The organism is Exiguobacterium sp. s57 (assembly GCF_018617685.1).
Taxonomy (GTDB): Bacteria; Bacillota; Bacilli; order Exiguobacteriales; family Exiguobacteriaceae; genus Exiguobacterium; species Exiguobacterium marinum.
The window spans coordinates 168,207-187,644 of record NZ_JACSKR010000003.1; the positions used below are offsets into that span (position 1 = coordinate 168,207).

20 protein-coding genes and 1 pseudogene are annotated in these 19,438 nt (G+C 48.3%); 18 read left to right on the forward strand and 3 right to left on the reverse strand.

Features of this window, described 5'->3' with window-relative positions; genetic code table 11:
- The first annotated feature begins 1 nt into the window (after position 1).
- From KNO98_RS09285 to mnhG, 13 genes are all read left to right on the forward strand, one after another.
- A complete protein-coding gene (locus KNO98_RS09285; RefSeq protein ID WP_214700611.1) occupies positions 2 to 466 on the forward strand; it encodes a DUF4825 domain-containing protein in 465 nt (154 codons plus the stop codon).
- 135 nt (positions 467 to 601) lie between these two features.
- Positions 602 to 2,275, forward strand: a complete 1,674-nt coding sequence (locus KNO98_RS09290; RefSeq protein WP_214700612.1) for an AMP-binding protein — start codon at positions 602 to 604, stop codon at positions 2,273 to 2,275.
- Positions 2,276 to 2,354: 79 nt separating this feature from the next.
- Positions 2,355 to 2,933, forward strand: coding sequence for a fatty acid metabolism transcriptional regulator FadR (locus KNO98_RS09295; RefSeq protein ID WP_026826539.1), 579 nt, complete (start codon positions 2,355 to 2,357; stop codon positions 2,931 to 2,933).
- A gap of 79 nt (positions 2,934 to 3,012) precedes the next feature.
- Positions 3,013 to 3,786, forward strand: coding sequence for an electron transfer flavoprotein subunit beta/FixA family protein (locus tag KNO98_RS09300; RefSeq protein ID WP_214700613.1), 774 nt, complete (start codon positions 3,013 to 3,015; stop codon positions 3,784 to 3,786).
- Positions 3,787 to 3,800: 14 nt separating this feature from the next.
- Complete coding sequence (locus tag KNO98_RS09305) at positions 3,801 to 4,766, forward strand: electron transfer flavoprotein subunit alpha/FixB family protein (RefSeq protein ID WP_026826537.1); 966 nt, start codon at positions 3,801 to 3,803, stop codon at positions 4,764 to 4,766.
- Positions 4,767 to 4,873: 107 nt separating this feature from the next.
- Complete coding sequence (trxA, locus tag KNO98_RS09310) at positions 4,874 to 5,188, forward strand: thioredoxin (protein ID WP_026826536.1); 315 nt, start codon at positions 4,874 to 4,876, stop codon at positions 5,186 to 5,188.
- Positions 5,189 to 5,535: 347 nt separating this feature from the next.
- Positions 5,536 to 7,977 (forward strand): Na+/H+ antiporter subunit A, encoded by a 2,442-nt coding sequence (locus tag KNO98_RS09315; RefSeq protein WP_214700614.1) that lies wholly within the window; start codon positions 5,536 to 5,538, stop codon positions 7,975 to 7,977.
- Entirely contained in the window at positions 7,949 to 8,386 is a 438-nt protein-coding gene (locus tag KNO98_RS09320) for a Na(+)/H(+) antiporter subunit B (RefSeq protein ID WP_026826534.1), read from the forward strand. The genes KNO98_RS09315 and KNO98_RS09320 overlap by 29 nt, the downstream gene beginning before the upstream one ends.
- Positions 8,386 to 8,727: a Na(+)/H(+) antiporter subunit C gene (locus KNO98_RS09325; RefSeq protein ID WP_026826533.1), complete on the forward strand. Its 342-nt coding sequence runs from the start codon at positions 8,386 to 8,388 to the stop codon at positions 8,725 to 8,727. Before KNO98_RS09320 ends, KNO98_RS09325 begins: the two co-directional genes overlap by 1 nt.
- Positions 8,720 to 10,204 carry a Na+/H+ antiporter subunit D gene (locus KNO98_RS09330; RefSeq protein ID WP_214700615.1) on the forward strand — a complete coding sequence of 495 codons (1,485 nt, stop codon included), beginning with the start codon at positions 8,720 to 8,722 and terminating at the stop codon, positions 10,202 to 10,204. The genes KNO98_RS09325 and KNO98_RS09330 overlap by 8 nt, the downstream gene beginning before the upstream one ends.
- Before the next feature lie 7 nt (positions 10,205 to 10,211).
- Positions 10,212 to 10,697: a Na+/H+ antiporter subunit E gene (locus KNO98_RS09335; protein ID WP_026826531.1), complete on the forward strand. Its 486-nt coding sequence runs from the start codon at positions 10,212 to 10,214 to the stop codon at positions 10,695 to 10,697.
- Positions 10,697 to 10,993 carry a Na(+)/H(+) antiporter subunit F1 gene (locus tag KNO98_RS09340; protein WP_026826530.1) on the forward strand — a complete coding sequence of 99 codons (297 nt, stop codon included), beginning with the start codon at positions 10,697 to 10,699 and terminating at the stop codon, positions 10,991 to 10,993. The genes KNO98_RS09335 and KNO98_RS09340 overlap by 1 nt, the downstream gene beginning before the upstream one ends.
- Positions 10,971 to 11,330, forward strand: coding sequence for a monovalent cation/H(+) antiporter subunit G (gene mnhG, locus KNO98_RS09345; RefSeq protein ID WP_214700616.1), 360 nt, complete (start codon positions 10,971 to 10,973; stop codon positions 11,328 to 11,330). The genes KNO98_RS09340 and mnhG overlap by 23 nt, the downstream gene beginning before the upstream one ends.
- A gap of 416 nt (positions 11,331 to 11,746) precedes the next feature.
- Here the strand turns inward: mnhG and KNO98_RS09350 are convergent, their stop codons facing one another.
- On the reverse strand, positions 11,747 to 12,196 hold the full coding sequence (locus tag KNO98_RS09350) for a hypothetical protein (RefSeq protein ID WP_214700617.1): 450 nt from the start codon (positions 12,194 to 12,196) through the stop codon (positions 11,747 to 11,749).
- 81 nt (positions 12,197 to 12,277) lie between these two features.
- Here KNO98_RS09350 and KNO98_RS09355 point away from each other — a divergent pair.
- Positions 12,278 to 12,607 (forward strand): annotated as a pseudogene (locus KNO98_RS09355) (helix-turn-helix domain-containing protein); the annotation flags it as partial.
- Positions 12,608 to 12,678: 71 nt separating this feature from the next.
- Positions 12,679 to 12,891: a hypothetical protein gene (locus KNO98_RS09360; protein WP_214700619.1), complete on the forward strand. Its 213-nt coding sequence runs from the start codon at positions 12,679 to 12,681 to the stop codon at positions 12,889 to 12,891.
- Positions 12,892 to 13,040: 149 nt separating this feature from the next.
- Here KNO98_RS09360 and KNO98_RS09365 read toward each other — a convergent pair whose 3' ends face one another.
- Positions 13,041 to 14,354 carry a dihydrolipoyl dehydrogenase family protein gene (locus tag KNO98_RS09365; RefSeq protein WP_214700621.1) on the reverse strand — a complete coding sequence of 438 codons (1,314 nt, stop codon included), beginning with the start codon at positions 14,352 to 14,354 and terminating at the stop codon, positions 13,041 to 13,043.
- A 70-nt stretch (positions 14,355 to 14,424) separates the two neighbouring features.
- Here KNO98_RS09365 and uvrC point away from each other — a divergent pair, with 70 nt between their 5' ends.
- Entirely contained in the window at positions 14,425 to 16,215 is a 1,791-nt protein-coding gene (gene uvrC, locus KNO98_RS09370) for an excinuclease ABC subunit UvrC (protein WP_214700623.1), read from the forward strand.
- A gap of 208 nt (positions 16,216 to 16,423) precedes the next feature.
- On the opposite strand, the gene KNO98_RS09375 is transcribed toward uvrC, so the two are convergent.
- Positions 16,424 to 16,825: a YslB family protein gene (locus KNO98_RS09375; RefSeq protein ID WP_214700624.1), complete on the reverse strand. Its 402-nt coding sequence runs from the start codon at positions 16,823 to 16,825 to the stop codon at positions 16,424 to 16,426.
- A 213-nt stretch (positions 16,826 to 17,038) separates the two neighbouring features.
- Here KNO98_RS09375 and KNO98_RS09380 point away from each other — a divergent pair, with 213 nt between their 5' ends.
- A complete protein-coding gene (locus tag KNO98_RS09380) occupies positions 17,039 to 17,656 on the forward strand; it encodes a succinate dehydrogenase cytochrome b558 subunit (RefSeq protein WP_026826526.1) in 618 nt (205 codons plus the stop codon).
- Positions 17,657 to 17,672: 16 nt separating this feature from the next.
- Entirely contained in the window at positions 17,673 to 19,430 is a 1,758-nt protein-coding gene (gene sdhA / locus KNO98_RS09385; RefSeq protein WP_026826525.1) for a succinate dehydrogenase flavoprotein subunit, read from the forward strand.
- Positions 19,431 to 19,438: the final 8 nt, after the last annotated feature.

The window sequence follows — 19,438 nt, forward strand, 5'->3', positions numbered from 1 at the left end:
CATGAAACGCTTCTATCTGTTGCTCGTACTCGTCATCTCATTATCAGGTTGCGCGAATCCGGAACCGAACGCCTTTGAATTTAGAGGTTCGAAAGTCGGAGACAATGCCGCCGTCGTCGGTATTGCCGGAAGCTTACCGTTACATGAGTGTTATCGATCCGTCGAACTGCAGACGAAGAAGCGTCCTTATGGGTTGACCGTCCGTTATGAAGATCCTGGAATGGAGCGGGCGGAGCAAGAGCGTCTGGCGATTCGGAATGCGGCTGCATATTTCACGCTCATTCCGAACGCAGAAATCGTCCGTTTCGCCTTCCCGAACCGGACGTATGCCTTTTCCCGACCAGAGATGGAGGCTTGGTTCGGAACAGATTTTTCGAACATTCATCATGAAGGAGAGTTGAATAAAGTGATGAATCAAAAGCTTGAAAAACTGGATGCGACAGATTCCTATTTCAGGCGGGTATGACAGCGATTGGATGATAAATCCGATCGCTTTTTTGATATATTCTGAAAATTATCGGGTAAAGGGTAGATGAAAGCGTTTTCTTAGCATTATAATGGAGTTGACTGAATGAGTATTCATTTCCAAGGAGGAACAGCGATGAACAAACCGTGGTTACAAGATTATCCAGAAGGTATGCCCCAGTCGATTGATTACGAGGTAAAGCCACTCTATGAGGCATTGTCTCGCGCAGCAAAGGATTATCCGGATCGTACGGCCGTTTCCTTTATCGGGAAAGAGTGGACGTTCGCTGAGATTGATGACGCCGCACGTCGACTTGGCACGATGCTCCAAGCGAAAGGTTTGGAAAAAGGGGACCGTGTCAGCCTCATGCTCCCGAACTGTCCTCAATATGTGATCTCGTTCTATGCCGTGCTCTATGCAGGTGGGACGGTCGTTCAGACGAATCCGCTCTACACGGAACGTGAGCTCGATAACCTCGTCACAGATGCGGGCGTCAAAATCGTCATCACCCTCGACCTGTTATATCCGAAAACGCTTCGTGTCAGTGAGAAGACGGAGATTCAAACCGTAATTACAACGAGTATCGCTGACTACCTACCTTTCCCGAAAAACAAACTGTATCCGATCAAAGTGAAACGTGAGAACAATATCGTCATCGATACGACCGGATCGACGCCGTTCAAAGATTATAAGGACTTTAACCCAATCACACCGCTCGAAATCGATCCGAAAGAAGATGTCGCTGTTCTTCAATATACAGGCGGAACGACCGGTCTTCCGAAAGGCGTCATGTTGACCCACTTCAATTTGACGGCGAACGCGGATCAAATCACGAACTTATTCTATAAGTATAATCGTGGGGATGAGAAGCGCGTTCTTTGTGTCGTACCTTTCTTCCACGTCTACGGGATGTCGTGTTGTCTAAACTTCGGTGTCACGAACGGCTATGAGCTCGTGCTCGTGCCGCGTTTTGAAGTAACGGATGTCCTGAAGACGATTCAGAAAAAGAAACCACACTTCTTCCCAGGTGCGCCGACGATGTATGTTGGGATCCTGAACGACCCGAAATTGAAGAAGTACGACTTGTCTTCGATCGAAGCATGTATCTCTGGCTCGGCACCACTTCCGATTGAGGTGCAAGAAGAGTTTGAGAAAATCACAGGAGGTCGTATTGTTGAAGGATACGGATTGTCTGAGACGTCTCCAGTCACACATGCGAACTTCTTATGGGATAAACGCATCGTCGGCTCAATCGGTGCCCCGCTATCAGATACTTCTGCTAAAATAGTAAAAGCGGACGGAGAGACCGAGGCGGACATTGGTGAGATTGGGGAGATCATGCTGAATGGTCCGCAGGTCATGAAAGGATACTGGCAGAAACCGGAGGAGACAGCAGCCGTTTTGAAGGATGGCTGGCTCGCGACCGGAGACCTCGGATATATGGGTGAGGAGGGGTTCTTCTATATCGTCGATCGGAAGAAGGACATGATTATCGCAGGTGGTTTCAACGTCTATCCGCGTGAAATCGAAGAAGTACTCTATGAACACCCAGCCGTCAAGGAAGCGGTCTGTATCGGTGTCCCTGACCCGTATCGCGGTGAGACCGTCAAGGCGTTCATCGTCCTCCGTGACAACACAAACGTGACGGAAGAAGAGTTCGACAAACATTGTCGTGAAAAGCTGGCAGCCTATAAAGTACCGAAGTTGTATGAGTTCCGTGATGAGTTGCCGAAGACGTTCGTCGGTAAAATTTTACGTCGCGTTCTCGTCGACGAAGAGAAGGCGAAGCAAGTGAAACAAAGCAGTTGACACCAAGCGTATGCATGATAGAATAATAAATGAATGAACCATCATTCATTTTTCTGCAGCGGTAAGGAGCTTGGGGTTTATGACAAATAACATTTCAAAAAGTGACCGAATCATTGATGCGGCGGTCAAAGTGATTGCAAATCATGGCTATCACGGTGCAAAGGTGACAGCTATCGCCAAAGAGGCGGGTGTCGCGGACGGTACAATCTACTTGTACTTCAAAAACAAGGAGCATCTCTTGATCGAGTTGTTCCAAACGAAGATGGGGCTGTTCATCGACTACTCGAAGCAACAAATCGAGAATGAGGCGACAGCTAGTAATAAGCTATATCAGTTGATAGAATCTCATTTAAAGCAACTGTCGGCCGATTACGACCTCGCTGTCGTGACACAAATCGAACTGAGACAATCGAACCTGGTACTTCGCCAAAAAATTGGAGAAGTGCTCAAACCGTACTTGAATTTAATTGATTCTGTCGTCAAACATGGAATCGAGACAGGAGAGTTCGACACCGATTTAGACTATCGACTCGCCCGTCAAATGATTTTCGGCACAATCGATGAGGTTGTGACGAGCTGGATGGCGAGTGGTTTCAAGTATGATCTTTTGTCGACGCTTCCGAACGTGCACCATATGTTAAAAAAGGGGCTTACTTAACAGTGAGCCCTATCACTAGCTCAAAAAATGAATGCTGATTCATGAATGATGGGAAGAATTGACTAAAGGGGGATCAACCATGAATATTTTTGTTTTGCTGAAACGTACGTTTGATACAGAGGAAGCGATTCAGCTCGAGAATGGGGAAATTCAAGAAGACGGTGCTGAGTTCATCATCAACCCGTATGACGAATATGCAGTCGAAGAAGCGATTCAAAAACGTGACGCACTCGGGGGAGAGGTCACGGTCATCACGGTAGGACCAGAAGATGCAGATAAGGAACTTCGTACAGCGCTCGCGATGGGAGCGGACAAAGCCGTTCGCATCTCAATCGAAGACGATGTCGAGGATGCGGACCACGTCACGATTTCAAAAGTCATTGCGACGTATTTGAAAGAACAAGACGCAGACCTCATCTTCGCAGGAAATGTCGCAATCGACGGTGGTAGCGGACAAGTCGCACCGCGTGTCGCTGAACTTCTCGACATGAACTACGTGACGACGATCACCGGTCTTGAAATCGATGGCACGACGGCAACGGTCACACGCGATGTGGAAGGGGACACGGAAGTCATCGAAGTCGCACTCCCACTCCTCGTGACGGCACAACAAGGATTGAACGAGCCACGTTACCCGAGCTTGCCAGGAATCATGAAGGCGAAGAAAAAGTCGCTCGAAGAACTCGAACTCATGGACATCGAACTCGATGAGGATGAAATTGAGGCGAAAATCGAGACGATCGAACGATTCTTACCAGAGGAGAAGAAAGCCGGGCGTATCCTTGAAGGCGATATGTCGACACAAGTGAATGAGCTCGTACAACTTCTTCGCACGGAAGCGAAAGTCATTTAAGGGGGAGAGCATAGATGAAAGCTTTAGTACTCGCAGAAGCGCGTGAAGGCGCGTTACGTAACGTATCATTTGAAGCCATCGCTGCGGCGAAACAATTAACAGACGATGTGACGGCAGTCGTGATTGGGGATCACGTGCAATCACTCGCCCAAGAACTCGGAGAACATGGCGCAAGCCGCGTCCTCGTCGTCGAAGACGAGCGTCTCAAACACTATACGCCAGACGGTTATGGACAGGTGCTCCGTCAGTTGATCGAGCAAGAAAAACCGGAAATGATTGTCCTCGGCCATACGGCGCTCGGAAAAGACATTGCACCGAAACTTGCGGCACGTCTCGATGCCGGACTCATCAGTGACGTTGTTTCCATTGAAGGAACAGGCCGCGATGCAGAATTCGTTCGCCCAATCTACTCAGGGAAGGCGTTCGAGAAGGTGAAGTTCAAAGATTCGGTCATGTTCTTCACAATCCGCCCAAACAACATCGATGCGCTTCCTCGTCAAGCAGGCGCAAGCGTCTCCGTTGAAACGCCAGCAGTTGAATTGAAAGACCTCGCGATGATCGTCAAAGAAGTCGTTCGTAAGGCGACAGGAAAAGTCGACTTGGCGGAAGCAAAAGTCATCGTCGCAGGCGGACGTGGTGTGAAGAGCGAAGATGGATTCAAACCGCTTGAAGAGTTGGCCGAACTGCTCGGAGGAGCTGTCGGTGCTTCACGTGGAGCATGTGACGCCGACTACTGCGATTACGCGCTTCAAATCGGACAGACGGGTAAAGTCGTCACACCGGATCTTTATATCGCATGCGGGATCTCTGGAGCGATTCAACACTTGGCAGGGATGAGTAACGCGAAAGTGATCGTCGCCATCAACAAAGACCCAGAAGCGAACATCTTCAGCGTAGCGGATTATGGAATCGTCGGTGACTTGTTCGATGTCGTTCCGATGTTGACGGAAGAATTCCGCAAGCACCTCGTCAATAGCTAATAAGCAAAACGTTTTGGGGTTGTTACCCTCCGTGGTATACTCTGAACATGAATTGCATGAGAGTTCTAAATCAGGACTCTCTCATCTTATTGGGGAGGTTTTTATAAATGGCTATTAAACACGCAACGACTCAATCGTTTGAACAAGATGTTAAAGAGGGCGTAGTCCTCGTTGATTTTTGGGCAACTTGGTGTGGACCATGTCGCATGATCGCGCCAGTTCTTGAAGAACTTGATCAAGAAATGAGTGACCAAGTCCAAATCGTGAAACTCGACGTAGACGAAAATCCTGAAGTCGCGGGTGCTTTCCAAATTCAAAGCATTCCAACACTCATGATGTTCAAAGACGGTCAGCCTGTTTCTAAAACAATGGGCTTCCAACCGAAAGAAGCATTGAAAGAGTTTATCGCGACAGCACAATAATTGCGTAGCAGCCGATGGTTTATCGGCTGCTTTTTTGTTTTGTCGACTGTAAAAGAAGGAAAAGAACAGGCAAGTAGGGAATAGAATGAGTTATTCCGTAGGGTATCACTCGGGTCATTTTCCGATACATAACGTCTGATTTCTAATTTTTTTTATAAGGTTTCCGTCGGCTTCCTTCATATTTAACAGACAGAAAAAAATAACTAGGAAGCGTTTGAACTGGAAGCTTTTATCATGGAAACAGACTGAAAATTTACGCTATACTCATGAGGAAGACATGATGGAGTCAAGTGACCTTACTTTACGGCTCTATTAAGTGTACGACTCTGTTCGAAGGAGGAATTTTCTTGTCGGTGTTACATTTAGCTATTTTGTTGCCGCTCCTCGCGGCACCGTTCATCCCGTTTTTGTTTCGGGGGATGAAGCAAATTCATACAGGTTGGTTCGTCCTGATCGTTCCGGTCGTCCTCGTCACCTACTTCGCCGGATTCATTCCGATTACGAGTGCAGGGGACGTCGTGACAGCGACGATTTCGTGGATGCCGTCTCTCGGGATTAACTTCACGGCATACGTCGACGGACTCAGTCTGTTATTCGCCCTCCTCATTACGGGGATCGGGGCGCTCGTCGTCCTCTATTCAATTTATTATTTGAATAAGGATAAGGAATCGTTAGGACATTTTTATGTGTATCTCTTGATGTTCATGAGCGCCATGCTCGGGGTCGTTCTTTCGGACAACATGATTGTCATGTATATGTTCTGGGAACTCACATCGATTTCATCGTTTCTGTTGATCGGATACTGGTATGAAAAAGAGCGTTCTCGTTACGGTGCTCAAAAATCAATGCTTCTCACTGTATTCGGTGGATTATCGATGCTCGGGGGGATTGTCTTACTCGAGTCGATGATCGGCTCGTACAGCATTCGTGACATGGTCGCGAACTCAGGTGTCATCGCCGAGAGTCCGTTCTTCCTTGTCGCGATGATTCTCATCTTGCTTGGGGCCTTCACGAAATCTGCGCAGTTCCCGTTCCACATCTGGTTGCCTGACGCGATGGAGGCACCGACTCCGGTCAGTGCGTATCTCCACTCGGCAACGATGGTTAAGGCGGGTCTCTACCTCGTGGCCCGTATGAGCCCGGTATTCCAAGAGTCATCGGTATGGCTATGGACGATTGCCGGAGTCGGGATGTTCACGATGTTCTGGGGCTCGTTCAACGCCGTGAAGCAGACCGACCTGAAGGGGATCTTGGCGTTCTCTACGGTCAGTCAGCTTGGATTGATCATGTCACTTCTTGGTCTCGGGGCAGCTGCCCTTCATTATGACGGAATGGATGACAATATCTTTATGGTAGCGACAATCGCCGCTATCTTCCATTTGATTAACCACGCGACGTTCAAAGGTTCGCTCTTCATGATGGCTGGGATTGTCGACCATGAGACGGGCACGCGTGATATTCGAAAACTCGGTGGTCTGATGACCGTCATGCCGATCACGTTCACGATTGCCATCATCGGTTCGTTGTCGATGGCAGGTCTTCCGCCATTTAACGGTTTCTTGAGTAAAGAGATGTTCTTGAAGGCGACGACGAAAGTCTTCTCAGCCGACTTCTTTGCGCTCGATACGATCGGGATTTTACTCCCGGTCATTGCCTTCATTGGTAGTGTGTTTACGTTCATTTACAGCATCATGCTGTTCGCACGGACGTTCATGGGCAAAGCGAAGTTCGATCAGTTACCGAAACAACCGCATGAGGCACCAATCGGCATGTTGATTTCGCCGGTCATCTTAGCGCTTCTCGTTGTCGGTCTCGGATTCTTCCCGAACGTGTTGTCGAACTCGCTCATTAAGCCAGCCGTCGAGTCGATTTATCCGACACTCGTCGCACAAGGCCAGGAAGTCGATGTCCACATCTACTTCTGGCACGGACTCACGCCTGAACTATATATGACTATCGGGGTCGTCCTCCTCGGTTCCTTACTGTTTTGGCAGATGGGCAAATGGATGGGGATTTACAATCGCATCCCACACCGTTTGACGCTTAACGGAGTGTACGATGGTACGCTCGTTTGGTCGAATAAGGCAGCGTATCGCTTTAAAGACAACTATATGACTGGTTTCATCCGGTCGTATTTGATTTATATTTTCGTCTTCCTTTCAGGAATGATGCTCTTTAGCATTTGGTGGTTCGATATGTATAAGTTCTCATTCGAGAACTTGGCTGAGATTGCGCCGTATGAATATGTTCTCGGAGTTGTTGTCATACTCGGTGCGCTCGCGATTCTATTCATGAAGTCGCGTCTCCCGTCCATCATCTTACTTGGAGTCGTTGGTTACGGCGTAGCCCTTTTCTTCGTCTTCTTCGGTGCACCTGACTTGGCGCTCACCCAGCTCGTCATCGAGACGGTCTCTGTGGCACTGTTCTTGCTCGTCTTCTATCACATGCCAGAGATCAGCAAGAAGGAAGTACGCATGCGCTTCAAAGTAGGGAATGCCATCGTGGCCATTCTTGTAGGAACGACCGTGACGCTTCTCAGTTTCATGGCGCTCACGAATAAATCGCTCACGTCGATCTCGGAATTTTATAAAGAGAACGTATATGAGCTCGCAGCAGGGAAGAACATGGTTAACGTCGTCCTCGTCGACTTCCGTGGATTTGATACCTTGTTTGAAATCGTCGTTCTCGGACTTGCGGCACTCGGGATTTACACGATGATTAAATTTAGAACATCACGACGTACGAAAGGAGAAGGTGCACATGAAGCAAAACAGCAAACCCGTCAATGATGTCATTTTGCAGACGGCTGCGATTATCATCTTCTTCATCATCGTCATCTTCTCAATCGATTTGTTCTTTGCCGGTCACTATTCACCAGGTGGAGGCTTCATCGGTGGGTTGATGACATCCGCGGCACTCGTCTTACTGCTACTTGCATTTGATTCGAAGACGCTCGCGAACGTGCTCCCAATCGACTATCGTCTCATGACAGCGACGGGGTTATTGATTGCGCTCGCGACAGGTCTTCACTCAATTTTCTTTGATCGTCCGTTCTTAACGCACGCCTACGGAAAGTTTGATTTGCCACTTCTCGGTGAGCAGACACTCCATACGGCGATTGCGTTCGATTTAGGGGTCTATCTCGTTGTCATCGGTGTCACCATGACGATCATTCAAACGATTGGAGAGAGTGAATAATGGAAATCTTCGTTAGCATCATCATCGGTGTTCTGACGATGTGTGCGGTCTATCTTGTTCTCTCAAGAAGTTTGTTGCGCATCATCATCGGCACGGCACTATTTAGCCACGCGGCACACTTGCTCGTCTTGACGACGGCAGGTTTGAAGACAGGGGATGCCCCTGTCCTTGTGGACGGCGTGACTGAATTTACGGATCCGTTACCACAAGCGCTCGTCTTGACGGCGATTGTCATCAGTTTCGGTGTAACGGCGTTCTTCCTCGTACTTGCATACCGCACATACCAGGAGCTCAGCACGGACAATATGGAAGAAATGAAAGGAACAGAATCGTATGATTAACTTACCGGTCTTTCCAATCGTCATTCCTGCGCTTGCGGCCATCATTATGATGTTCATGCCAAAACGGGTCCAACTGCAGCGCGGGATGGCTCTTGGAGCTTTAGTCATTACTTCGATCGTGTCACTCTTTCTCGTACACACGGTCTCCGTTGAGGGAATTCAAACCCTCAACCTCGGGAACTGGCAAGCACCTTTCGGGATCAGTCTCGTATCGGATATGCTGTCAGCCCTACTCGTGACGACGTCGACACTACTCACACTATTTGTCGTATGGTTCGCCGTCCATTATTTTTCAGATTCGTATGAAGGGAACTACTTGTACATCGCGATGTTGTTCTTGCTCGTCGGGGTGAACGGTGCCTTTACAACGGGTGATATTTTTAACTTGTTCGTCTTCTTTGAAGTCTTCTTGATGTCTTCATACGTGTTGATCGTACTCGGTGGACGTGGTGTCCAGTTACGGGAGTCAATCAAGTACTTGCTCGTGAACATCATCGCCTCGGCGCTCTTCGTCATGTCGGTCGCCTTGCTTTATGGCGTGACGGGCACGCTCAACTTGGCGGACTTGGCGATGAAGATCCCGCTCGTCGACAATCCGGACGTCATCACCGTCATCGGTGTACTCTTCGTCATCGTCTTCGGGATGAAAGGGGCACTCGTCCCACTTCATTACTGGCTCCCGGGAGCATATGTGGTCGCACCGACCCCGATTCTCGCGATGTTCGGGGCACTCTTGACGAAAGTAGGGGTGTACTCGATTTTACGGACGTATACGTTACTCTTTGATGGGAACGGTGAGTTTTTACAGACGTTCCTTATGGTGCTCGCTGTCCTCACGATCTTCATCGGGATGACAGGCGCAATCGCCTATAACGATGTGAAGTTGATCATCATCTACAACATTATGATCGCGGTCGGGGTCATTTTGTACGGAATCTCGGTCAATACGCAAACGTCTCTTGAAGGGTCGCTTTACTATTTGATTCACGATATGATCATCAAGGCGGTTCTCTTCATGCTCGTCGGGATGATGATTGGCATCACCAAATCTGGTCAACTCCGTGATATGGGAGGGCTCATCACCCGTTTCCCGCTGTTCGGATGGACGTTCTTCGTCGCAGCTCTCTCGCTCGCGGGAATCCCGCCACTCAGTGGATTTTTCGGGAAACTATTAATTGTGTCAGGTGGTATGGATGAAGGGCAGTTGTTCGGTCCGTTGCTCGTCCTCTTATCGAGTCTCTTTGTCCTCTATTCGGTCATGAAGATCTTCTTGAACGGATTTTGGGGAGAGGCGAAGCGTGAGTATGATGGACCGCTCGTCCCATATACGAAACGTTTAATGGTCCCTGCCTTCTTGCTACTCGTCATTGCGGTCGGTTACGGATTCGGGGCAGAAGCCATCCATCCGTACATCACGCAAGCAATCGAGCCGCTCGTCAATCCAGAAATCTATATCGATGCCGTGATAAAGGAGTGAAATACAGATGGCATATCAACTATTGATTAACTTTTTCTTGGCGTTCATCTGGATGTTCCTCACGGGATCGTTCACATCGAGCGGATTCTTTATCGGGTATATACTCGGGTTACTCATCTTGTTCATGATGCGCCGATTCTTCAAATCGGGTGGAGGTAGTTTCTATTTTGCGCGTGTTTGGCGGTTATTTAAACTACTCTTGATTTTCATCCGTGAACTGTTCCTTGCGAACTTCGAGGTGTTACGTCTCGTCCTCAGTCCGAAACTGAAGATTCAACCAGGAATCTTCCGCTATGAGACGTCACTCGACAAGGGATGGAAAATCAGCTTGCTGTCGATGCTGATCACACTCACACCAGGGACGCTCGTCGTTCAAGTGTCAAAAGATAATTCCGTGCTCTATATCCACGCACTCAATATGCCGGATAAAGAAGCGTTACGAAAAGACATTTATGATAACTTTGAATCAAGCATTAAGGAGGCGACAGAGTGATGGATTTACTAGACATTCTCATCTACATCTCGCTCGCCATTCTCTTGCTTGCGATGTTGATGATGTTGTATCGCGTCGTCAAGGGACCGACGACAGCGGACCGAGTCATCGCGCTCGACTCAATCGGGATCGCGCTCATCTCGGTCGTTGCCCTGCTGTCGATCCTGCTCGATACGACCCTTTATTTTGAAGTCATCTTGCTACTCAGTATTCTAGCTTTCATCGGAACGGTGGCGTTCTCGAAATTCTTAGAGAGGGGAGAGATAATCCAACATGACCGCGACAATGATCTTTGATCTCATTACCGGTATCTTCACGATCATCGGCGTCTTCTTCACGGTCGTCGCCGCGATCGGTCTCATCCGTCTCCCAGATATTTATTCGAGAACACACGCTGCCTCAAAGAGTGCGACACTCGGTGTCATGTTCGTCCTCTTCGCAGCCGTCCTTCATGTATATGTCGATGAACGGGTGTTTGATGCAAGACTCTTGCTCGGTCTCTTCTTCGTCCTCTTGACGGCTCCCGTTGGCGGGCACCTCATTTCGCGTGCAGCCCACGCGAAAGGGGTCCCGCTATGGGAAAAGTCACTTCAAGACGCATTGAAAGAAGATAAAGAGAAGGGAATCGAATAAAAAAAGGGTCTTTCCATATTGTGTTGGAAAGACCCTTAACTTATTTCTTGATGATGAATTATAAAATTAAGTGCAACACCCAAAAGTGAACACAAAAAAGCCCATGACGCTTTCCTGAACTGAACCCTGAATGATAGACACTTGATAAAAAGAGCTCATTCAGGGTTCAGTTCAATAAATTTTTAGAGATCCTTTTATATACCACTGATTTATTCTTGTGTACTGCTTTATAAATGAGAGGTCATCTAATAATAAACCAAACGATAAAGCACGATATGGCAATCGCTAACCAAAAATAAAATTGTTTATTAGCCTTACCCTTCATAGAAACACTCCCTTACTTTTCTTTATTTATATATACAAAAACTAATATAAGACAGAGGAACTTGGAAAAAGAGTCCTCTGTCTCATATGATTTAGCAAGCAGAATACCATGCAGTTGGTACATAAACGTAGCAGTCTAGATAGACTCCGCACCCTTTATCCCTACTAATAAACGCTCCTACTCCAATACCTGCAACAGCAGCTACAAAGCTTGTAACCCAACCTGGAGGGCTCATGAAGTATGCAATCGTAGCATTTAGTGCTGCCACACTACCACCGTAAACTACTAAATTAGCTCTTAATTTTTCAACGAAATCATGAGACCAATAAATTCTCATTCCCCACCATGTATAATCAATATCAAAATCTTTACTCTTATCGATAGCATACGTTTGGAAACCTTCGTTATTTTCCTCTTCTTGCTTTAAAGAAAATTTATCTCCCTCAATGACTAAATCTGATCTATAAGCTTTAACTTCAGAATTAGTTTTCGCCAGAATTTTTTTAACTTGATGAATTATAAAATTAAGTGCAACACCCAAAAGTGAACACAAAAAAGCCCATGATGCTTTCCTCGTGTAGAATGAAGTCACTACAACACACATTCAGACGGAGGAAATCTCATGAGCTACAGCCATCTTACCACAACGGAACGCGTGAAAATAGAGACCTATCTGGAGCTCGGGATGTCCATCCGGTCCATCGCGAGACGGCTCGGGCGACAGCCCTCGGCCGTCTCGCGGGAGATCAGACGGAACCCCGGCTCCGAATCGGGACGTGCCCAGCGGCGCTACGAGAAAGCGAAGGCCAACTGCGGCGCCAAGACGAAGCTCGACGACACGATGCGCCGGACGTTCGGCCATTGGGCGCTCGACACCGTCGTCTCCGGACGAGGGAAATCGAAGGCGTGCGTCGCGACGTTCATCGAGCGGAAGAGCCGGTTCTATCCATGCTCAAGCACTTTGTGATAAACTTTGTCTAAGAAAAGCCTATGAAGTAGATGGCGGGAAGGAGTTGGATGTTGATGGGTACCGTAACAGTAGATCGTGAACGTTTTACAAAAGATTTAGAAGAATTCTTAGTATATTTTGCTAATCGTCAGCAAAAACCTATGTCTAGAGAAGAAGCTGAGAACATCTCGCGTGATGTTATGGCTAACGTTGATATCCATGACTCTGTTTTTGCACACAAAGGTCCATCTTGGCTAGCACGTGAAATCATTAACAATCGTAAATAGTAAACGAGAATAACAAAACTATAATATGAACTCTTCTCAATACATGACGACTCAGATCAAAAATGCAATCTGAGTCGTTTTTTATGGTTAAATTACATACCATAAATGTTCTGTTAAAAAATGATAAAAACGCGATGGAGACACTTAAATTAAACGAGATACGAAATATCTGAGGCAGCCGTCGGATAGGCGACTTCTAAGTGCTTCACGTGTTGATGCGACAGTTTGTTCTGTATAATGAAAGAGAATAAGTTGATGAGCTCAGGGGCGTGCTGACCGATCAAGTGTGTCCCGATCACATGACCTTCTGTGCTGATCAATAGTTTCGAATAGGCGGTCGGGTCATTGATTCGTTTGTAAGTCAAAAAGTGGGACATGTCCGTCTCTTTCACGTCGAAGGCGATGCCCTCGGCTTCCGCTTCCTCCACGGTGAGCCCGACCTTAGCAATTGGTGGCGTTGTAAAGACGATTGTAGGTGCCGGACGTTCCGGGAGTGACCGTGTATTCCCATGAAGCATGTTCAATGCGGCGATTCGTCCTTCCTGACCAGCAAACGGTGTGAGCGCCGGGTTTGGACTGCTGGCGACGTCGCCAGCTGCATAAATATTTGGATTGCTCGTCTGAAGATAACCGTTCACATGTACACCGTCGTGGTCTGTTTCGACTCCGGCCGTATCGAGGTGGAGTCGCTCGATGCTCGGGATTCGTCCGGTGGCGTTAAGGACCACTCCTTCAAGGGTAGAGTCATCTGATAACGTTAAGATGTTCCCATCGATTCTAGTTGGCTCAACGTCATGTCGGACGGTAATGCCGATATGCTTCGATTCCTCGACGAGTCGGTGGACAACGTTCGGGTCGAATGCTTTCAATGCACGTGAACGTATGAGGAGTGTCACTTCGCTTCCGAAACGTCGGAAAATATGAGCGAATTCAAAGGCGATATAACCGGCCCCGACAATGTGAATCGATTTTGGTAACGATTCGAGGTCGAACACATCATCACTCGTGATGGCATGTTCACCCCCTGGGATATCAAGAGGGCGGGGCGTTTGACCTGTCGCAATCAAAAATTGAGGGGCAGAAAGTTCGTGACCATCGATGACGATCGAGTTTTCATCGATAAAGTGAGGTTCTCCTTGATATAAATCGATGTTCATCTCGTTCCAATGTTGCGTCTTAGACGTAGGAATCGAGAAGCGGTATTCATCAATCCGCTTTTTGAAGGATGACCAATCGAGTGAGAGGCTGCCTTCTACGCCAAGTTCGCGCATACGCTCGGCACGGGCGAGTAGTTCGGCTCCTTCGGCAAGCATTTTTTTCGGGTCACACCCGCGTTGAGGACACGTTCCCCCGAACGTCCAATTTTCAATAATGGCGATCTCTTTACCGGCATCGCGTAAAATCGTGGCGGCTTGGCTCGCGGCAGACCCGCTCCCAATAATAATGACATCGTATCGTTTCATAATATAAAATCCTCCTCTGACGAGATATCACACTCTTTTTCCCGTCTAGGAGGAAACTAAACTGAGGTGAATGGAATTGAGTCATAGCGACCACATAAAACATAAATTAGCGCTACTTCCGGATGAACCGGGATGCTATCTGCATAAAAATGAATACGGCGAGGTCATTTATGTCGGTAAAGCGAAAAATTTGAAGAATCGGGTCCGCTCTTATTTCACGGGCGCCCACGACATCAAGACGATGCGCCTCGTCGCCGAGATTCGTGACTTTGAATACATCGTGACGGCGAGCGAACTCGAGGCCCTCCTGCTTGAGATGACACTCATCAAAAAGCACGACCCGAAGTACAATATCCGTTTGAAAGATGATAAAACGTACCCGTATATCAAAATCACGAATGAACCGTATCCGCGGCTCTTGACGACACGGAACTTGAAGAAAGACGGCGGACATTATTTTGGACCGTATCCGAACGCCTATGCGGCGAATGAGACGAAACGTCTCCTCGATAAACTGTATCCGCTCCGGAAGTGTCAGCCGATGCCAAAGAAACTCTGTCTGTATTATCATATCGGCCAATGCCTAGGACCATGTGAACTAGCGATTGACACGGATTCGCAAAAAGAGATCGTCAATGAAATCCGGCGCTTCTTGAACGGCGAGACGAGTGAGACGCTCAAGAAGCTGAACGTCGAGATGGGACATGCCGCTGAGGAGATGCAATTCGAACGGGCAGCTGAACTGCGCGACCAGATTCGAGCGGTCGAATCGATCATGAACAAACAGAATATGATTACGGCCGACCCGACAGCGCGTGACGTCTTCGGCTATACGCTCGACCGAGGCTGGATGTGCGTCCAAGTGTTTTATATGCGTGGGGGCAAGATGATTGAGCGAGACGTCTCGCTCTTCCCGATGCACGGAGAACCTTCGGAAGAACTCGAAAGTTTCATCGTGCAGTTTTATGAACAAAACGTCGTCCCGAAAGAGATTCTTGTTCCGGAGACGGTTCGGCTCGATCTTCTATACGAAGCGCTTGGTACGAAAGTGATGCAACCGAAACGTGGGGCGAAGAAACAGTTGCTTGATTTGGCGACGAAGAATGCGACGATTGCGTTGAACGAGAAGTTCGAGTTACTTGCCCGTGACGAAGAGCGCACGCTACTCGCGATGCGAGAACTCGGTGAAGCCATCGGGATCCCCAACTTGTCACGCGTCGATATCATCGATAACGCGAACATTCAAGGGGCGGACGCCGTGTCAGCGCTCGTCGTCTTCGAGGACGGGAAGCCACTTAAGAAAGAATATCGGAAGTATAAGATTCGAACCGTTCAAGGGCCGGATGACTACGAGACGATGCGTGAAGTCGTCCGTCGACGGTTCCGTCGCTTGTTGACGGAAGAGAAGCGACTGCCAGATCTTCTGTTGATCGACGGGGGGATCGGGCAATTGAATGCGGCGCTCGACGTCATCCAAAACGAGTTCGGGCTCGACTTACCGGTCGGCTCGCTCAAAAAGGATGACCGACATCGGACGAGCCAACTGTTGTTCGGAGAAAGTGGTGCTGTCGTCGAGCTCCATCCACGGTCGAGTGCGTTTTATCTGTTGCAGCGGATGCAAGATGAGGTCCACCGTTTCGCCATCACCTTCCACCGTAGCTTGCGGACGAAGAAGATGACGAAATCGATACTAGACGAGATTCCGGGTGTCGGTCCGAAACGTCGTCAACAGCTCATCCGACATTTCGGTTCGATGAAGCAAATCCGTCTGGCATCGCTTGAACAATTGAAGGAAGCAGGACTACCTGAAAAATTAGCGGAGACCGTGCTTCAATATGTACATGAGGAGACGGATGAATGAGAGAGTTGAAAATGTGAAACGCTCGGTTGGTTGTTAGAGAACGGACATTTCCCAGAAAATATCGTCGATGTCGTACGTAAGGCGACTCAAGGATATGAAGGAGAGGTCGTGACGTTTCATCCACAAGAACTTGCTGAATTTCGTCGATATATACGTCGACAACTTCAGCAGAAACAAAAATAAGAGTCGATGCGGAGGGCATCGACTCTTATTTGTAATCGTCTTTCCGGTCTAGTTGGACAGTGATTTGGACGGCTTTTCGAGCGGGATCGGCGTAGCCTTCTGCAACACACTGGAAACGACCTGCAATCTGTTCGGCTAAAAATCCGGCTTCTAGTTGATAGTAGCCTGTCGCTTTAGCTTGAGTCGCAGGTGGTGGGGTCAATTCATATGTGAATTTACTCCCTCGTTCCTTCTTGAGTGTTAACTCGCCCCAACCTGCCTCTGCGAAGAAAGCAATCAGTTCATCGTCAGACATCGTCGGGAATTTACGGGCGACCCGTTTCCCTGACCAATAGATGACTTGGGCGTAATCTTCACCTAGCAAGTCCGTCAACACATAGTCGCGAAGAAGTTCAATCGCGAAAATCGGTTGGCTCATCGTTTCCATTATATCCCATCACTCCAATCTCTCTATATTATTATAACGACCAATCGGAATTTGGTCATCCTGAATTTTTGAAAAGAATGTGGCACAAATCGGCTAGGTTGTCTTGTCATACAAATTTCACAAGAGTAGAATAAAAGACAGAAAGCTATATCTGCATTTGAAAACGCTTTTATTGACAAAACGAGCCAATGCTCGTGAAAAGGGGGAACTAGAATGGCAGCGCATCGTGACTATTTTAGTCGTAAAGTCCATTCGCTACTTGGGGTCATTCCAATCGGTTTGTTTTTGATCGTTCACTTGTCGGTCAACTACTACATCGTCGATGGAGTGGAGTCATTCAACAAAGCAGCAAAATTTATGGAGAACTTACCGTATCTGTACTTCCTTGAAGTGACGATTATCGCATTGCCGATGATTTTCCATGGAGTGTACGGCGTGTACTATGCGTTTCTTGGATCAATCAACTCGAACCGCTATTCATACGCACGCAACTGGATGTACATCTTACAACGCTTCACAGGAGTCTTCCTCGTGATCTTCATCTCATGGCACGTTTGGGAAACGCGCCTTGCGAAGTTACGTGGCGTTGAAGTCAATGCGGAGATGATGCAAAACATCGTCGACAACCCGCTCATGCTCATTTTCTACATAGTCGGAATCCTTTCGGCTACGTTCCACTTCGCAAACGGTCTTTGGTCGTTCTCGATCACATGGGGAATCACACAGTCACCTCGTTCGCAACGTCTCATGAGCTACGTATCAGGTGTCGTGTTCTTGGCGCTATCTTTTGTCGGCATCCGTTCAATTTTGACGTTTGCAGGCATCTTGTAATTAGGGGGAATTTTACATGGCAAATCAAAGTTTGATCGTCATCGGAGGCGGTCTAGCTGGACTCATGGCGACAATCAAGTCGGCAGAGATGGGTGTTCCGGTAAAACTATTCTCGCTTGTACCGGTCAAGCGTTCACATTCAGTCTGTGCCCAAGGTGGCATCAACGGAGCCGTCAATACGAAAGGAGAAGGCGATTCTCCTTGGCAACATTTTGACGACACGGTTTACGGAGGCGACTTCCTCGCCAACCAACCGCCAGTTCAAAAGATGGCGGACAATGCTCCGAAAATCATTCACATGTTCGACCGGATGGGTGTTATGTTCAACCGTACGCCTGAGGGGCTCTTAGACTTCCGACGTTTCGGAGGAACACTTCACCACCGTACGGCCTATGCAGGAGCAACAACAGGGCAACAACTTCTCTACGCGCTTGATGAGCAGGTTCGCCGATACGAGGCACAAGGTCTTGTCGAGAAATATGAAGGTTGGGAATTCCTTCGTGCAATCGTGGATGAAGAAGGAATCTGCCGCGGTGCGGTCTGTCAGGATTTGCGTTCGATGGAAATTAAAGCGTTCCCATCAGACGCGGTCATCTTGGCGACAGGTGGTCCAGGGGTCATCTTCGGGAAGTCGACAAATTCGGTCATCAACACAGGACAAGCAGCGGCAGCGGTTTACCGCCAAGGCGCGGTCTATGCGAACGGGGAGTTTATTCAAATTCACCCGACAGCGATTCCTGGTGATGACAAGCTTCGTCTCATGAGTGAATCGGCTCGTGGGGAAGGCGGACGTGTCTGGACATACAAAGACGGGAAGCCATGGTACTTCCTCGAAGAAAAATATCCCGCTTACGGAAACCTCGTACCGCGTGACATCGCGACGCGTGAAATCTTCGACGTTTGTGTAAATCAAAAACTCGGAGTCAACGGCGAGAACATGGTCTATCTAGACTTGTCTCATAAAGATTCAAAGGAACTCGATATCAAACTTGGTGGGATTCTCGAGATTTACGAGAAGTTCGTAGGAGATGACCCACGTAAAGTACCGATGAAGATTTTCCCTGCCGTTCACTACTCAATGGGCGGACTATGGGTCGACTACGACCAAATGACAAATATACCAGGACTCTTCGCAGCCGGTGAATGTGACTATTCGATGCACGGAGCGAACCGTCTCGGCGCAAACTCTCTTCTTTCAGCCGTTCATGGTGGAATGGAGGCCGGTCCTGCGGCGGTCAACTATATGCGTGGTCTCGATCAAGCGACAGAAAGCGTATCGGACGCACTCTTTAACTTCAACGAACGTGAAGAAATCGAGCGCTTCAATGAGATCCTCGCGATGGATGGTACAGAGAATGCGTATCAAATCCACCGTGAACTCGGTGAACTCATGACGGACAACGTCACGGTCGTTCGCTACAATGACAAGCTTGAAGCGACCGACAAGAAAATCCAAGAATTGCGTGAACGTTTCCATAACATCTCGGCTACGGATACGGCACGTTGGAGCAACCAAGGGGCATCGTTCATTCGACAACTCGACCACATGCTCGACCTCGCACGCGTCATCACACTCGGCGCCCTCAAGCGAGACGAGAGTCGTGGTGCTCATTACAAGCCGGAATTCCCGGAACGTAATGATGAGCAGTTCATGAAGACGACGATGGCACGTTACAAAGATGGGGAAGTCGATATCTCTTATGAAGAAATCGACGTTTCGTTAATCCCGCCACGTAAGCGGGATTACTCGAAGAAAGGGGCGAAGACGAAATGACGACGCCA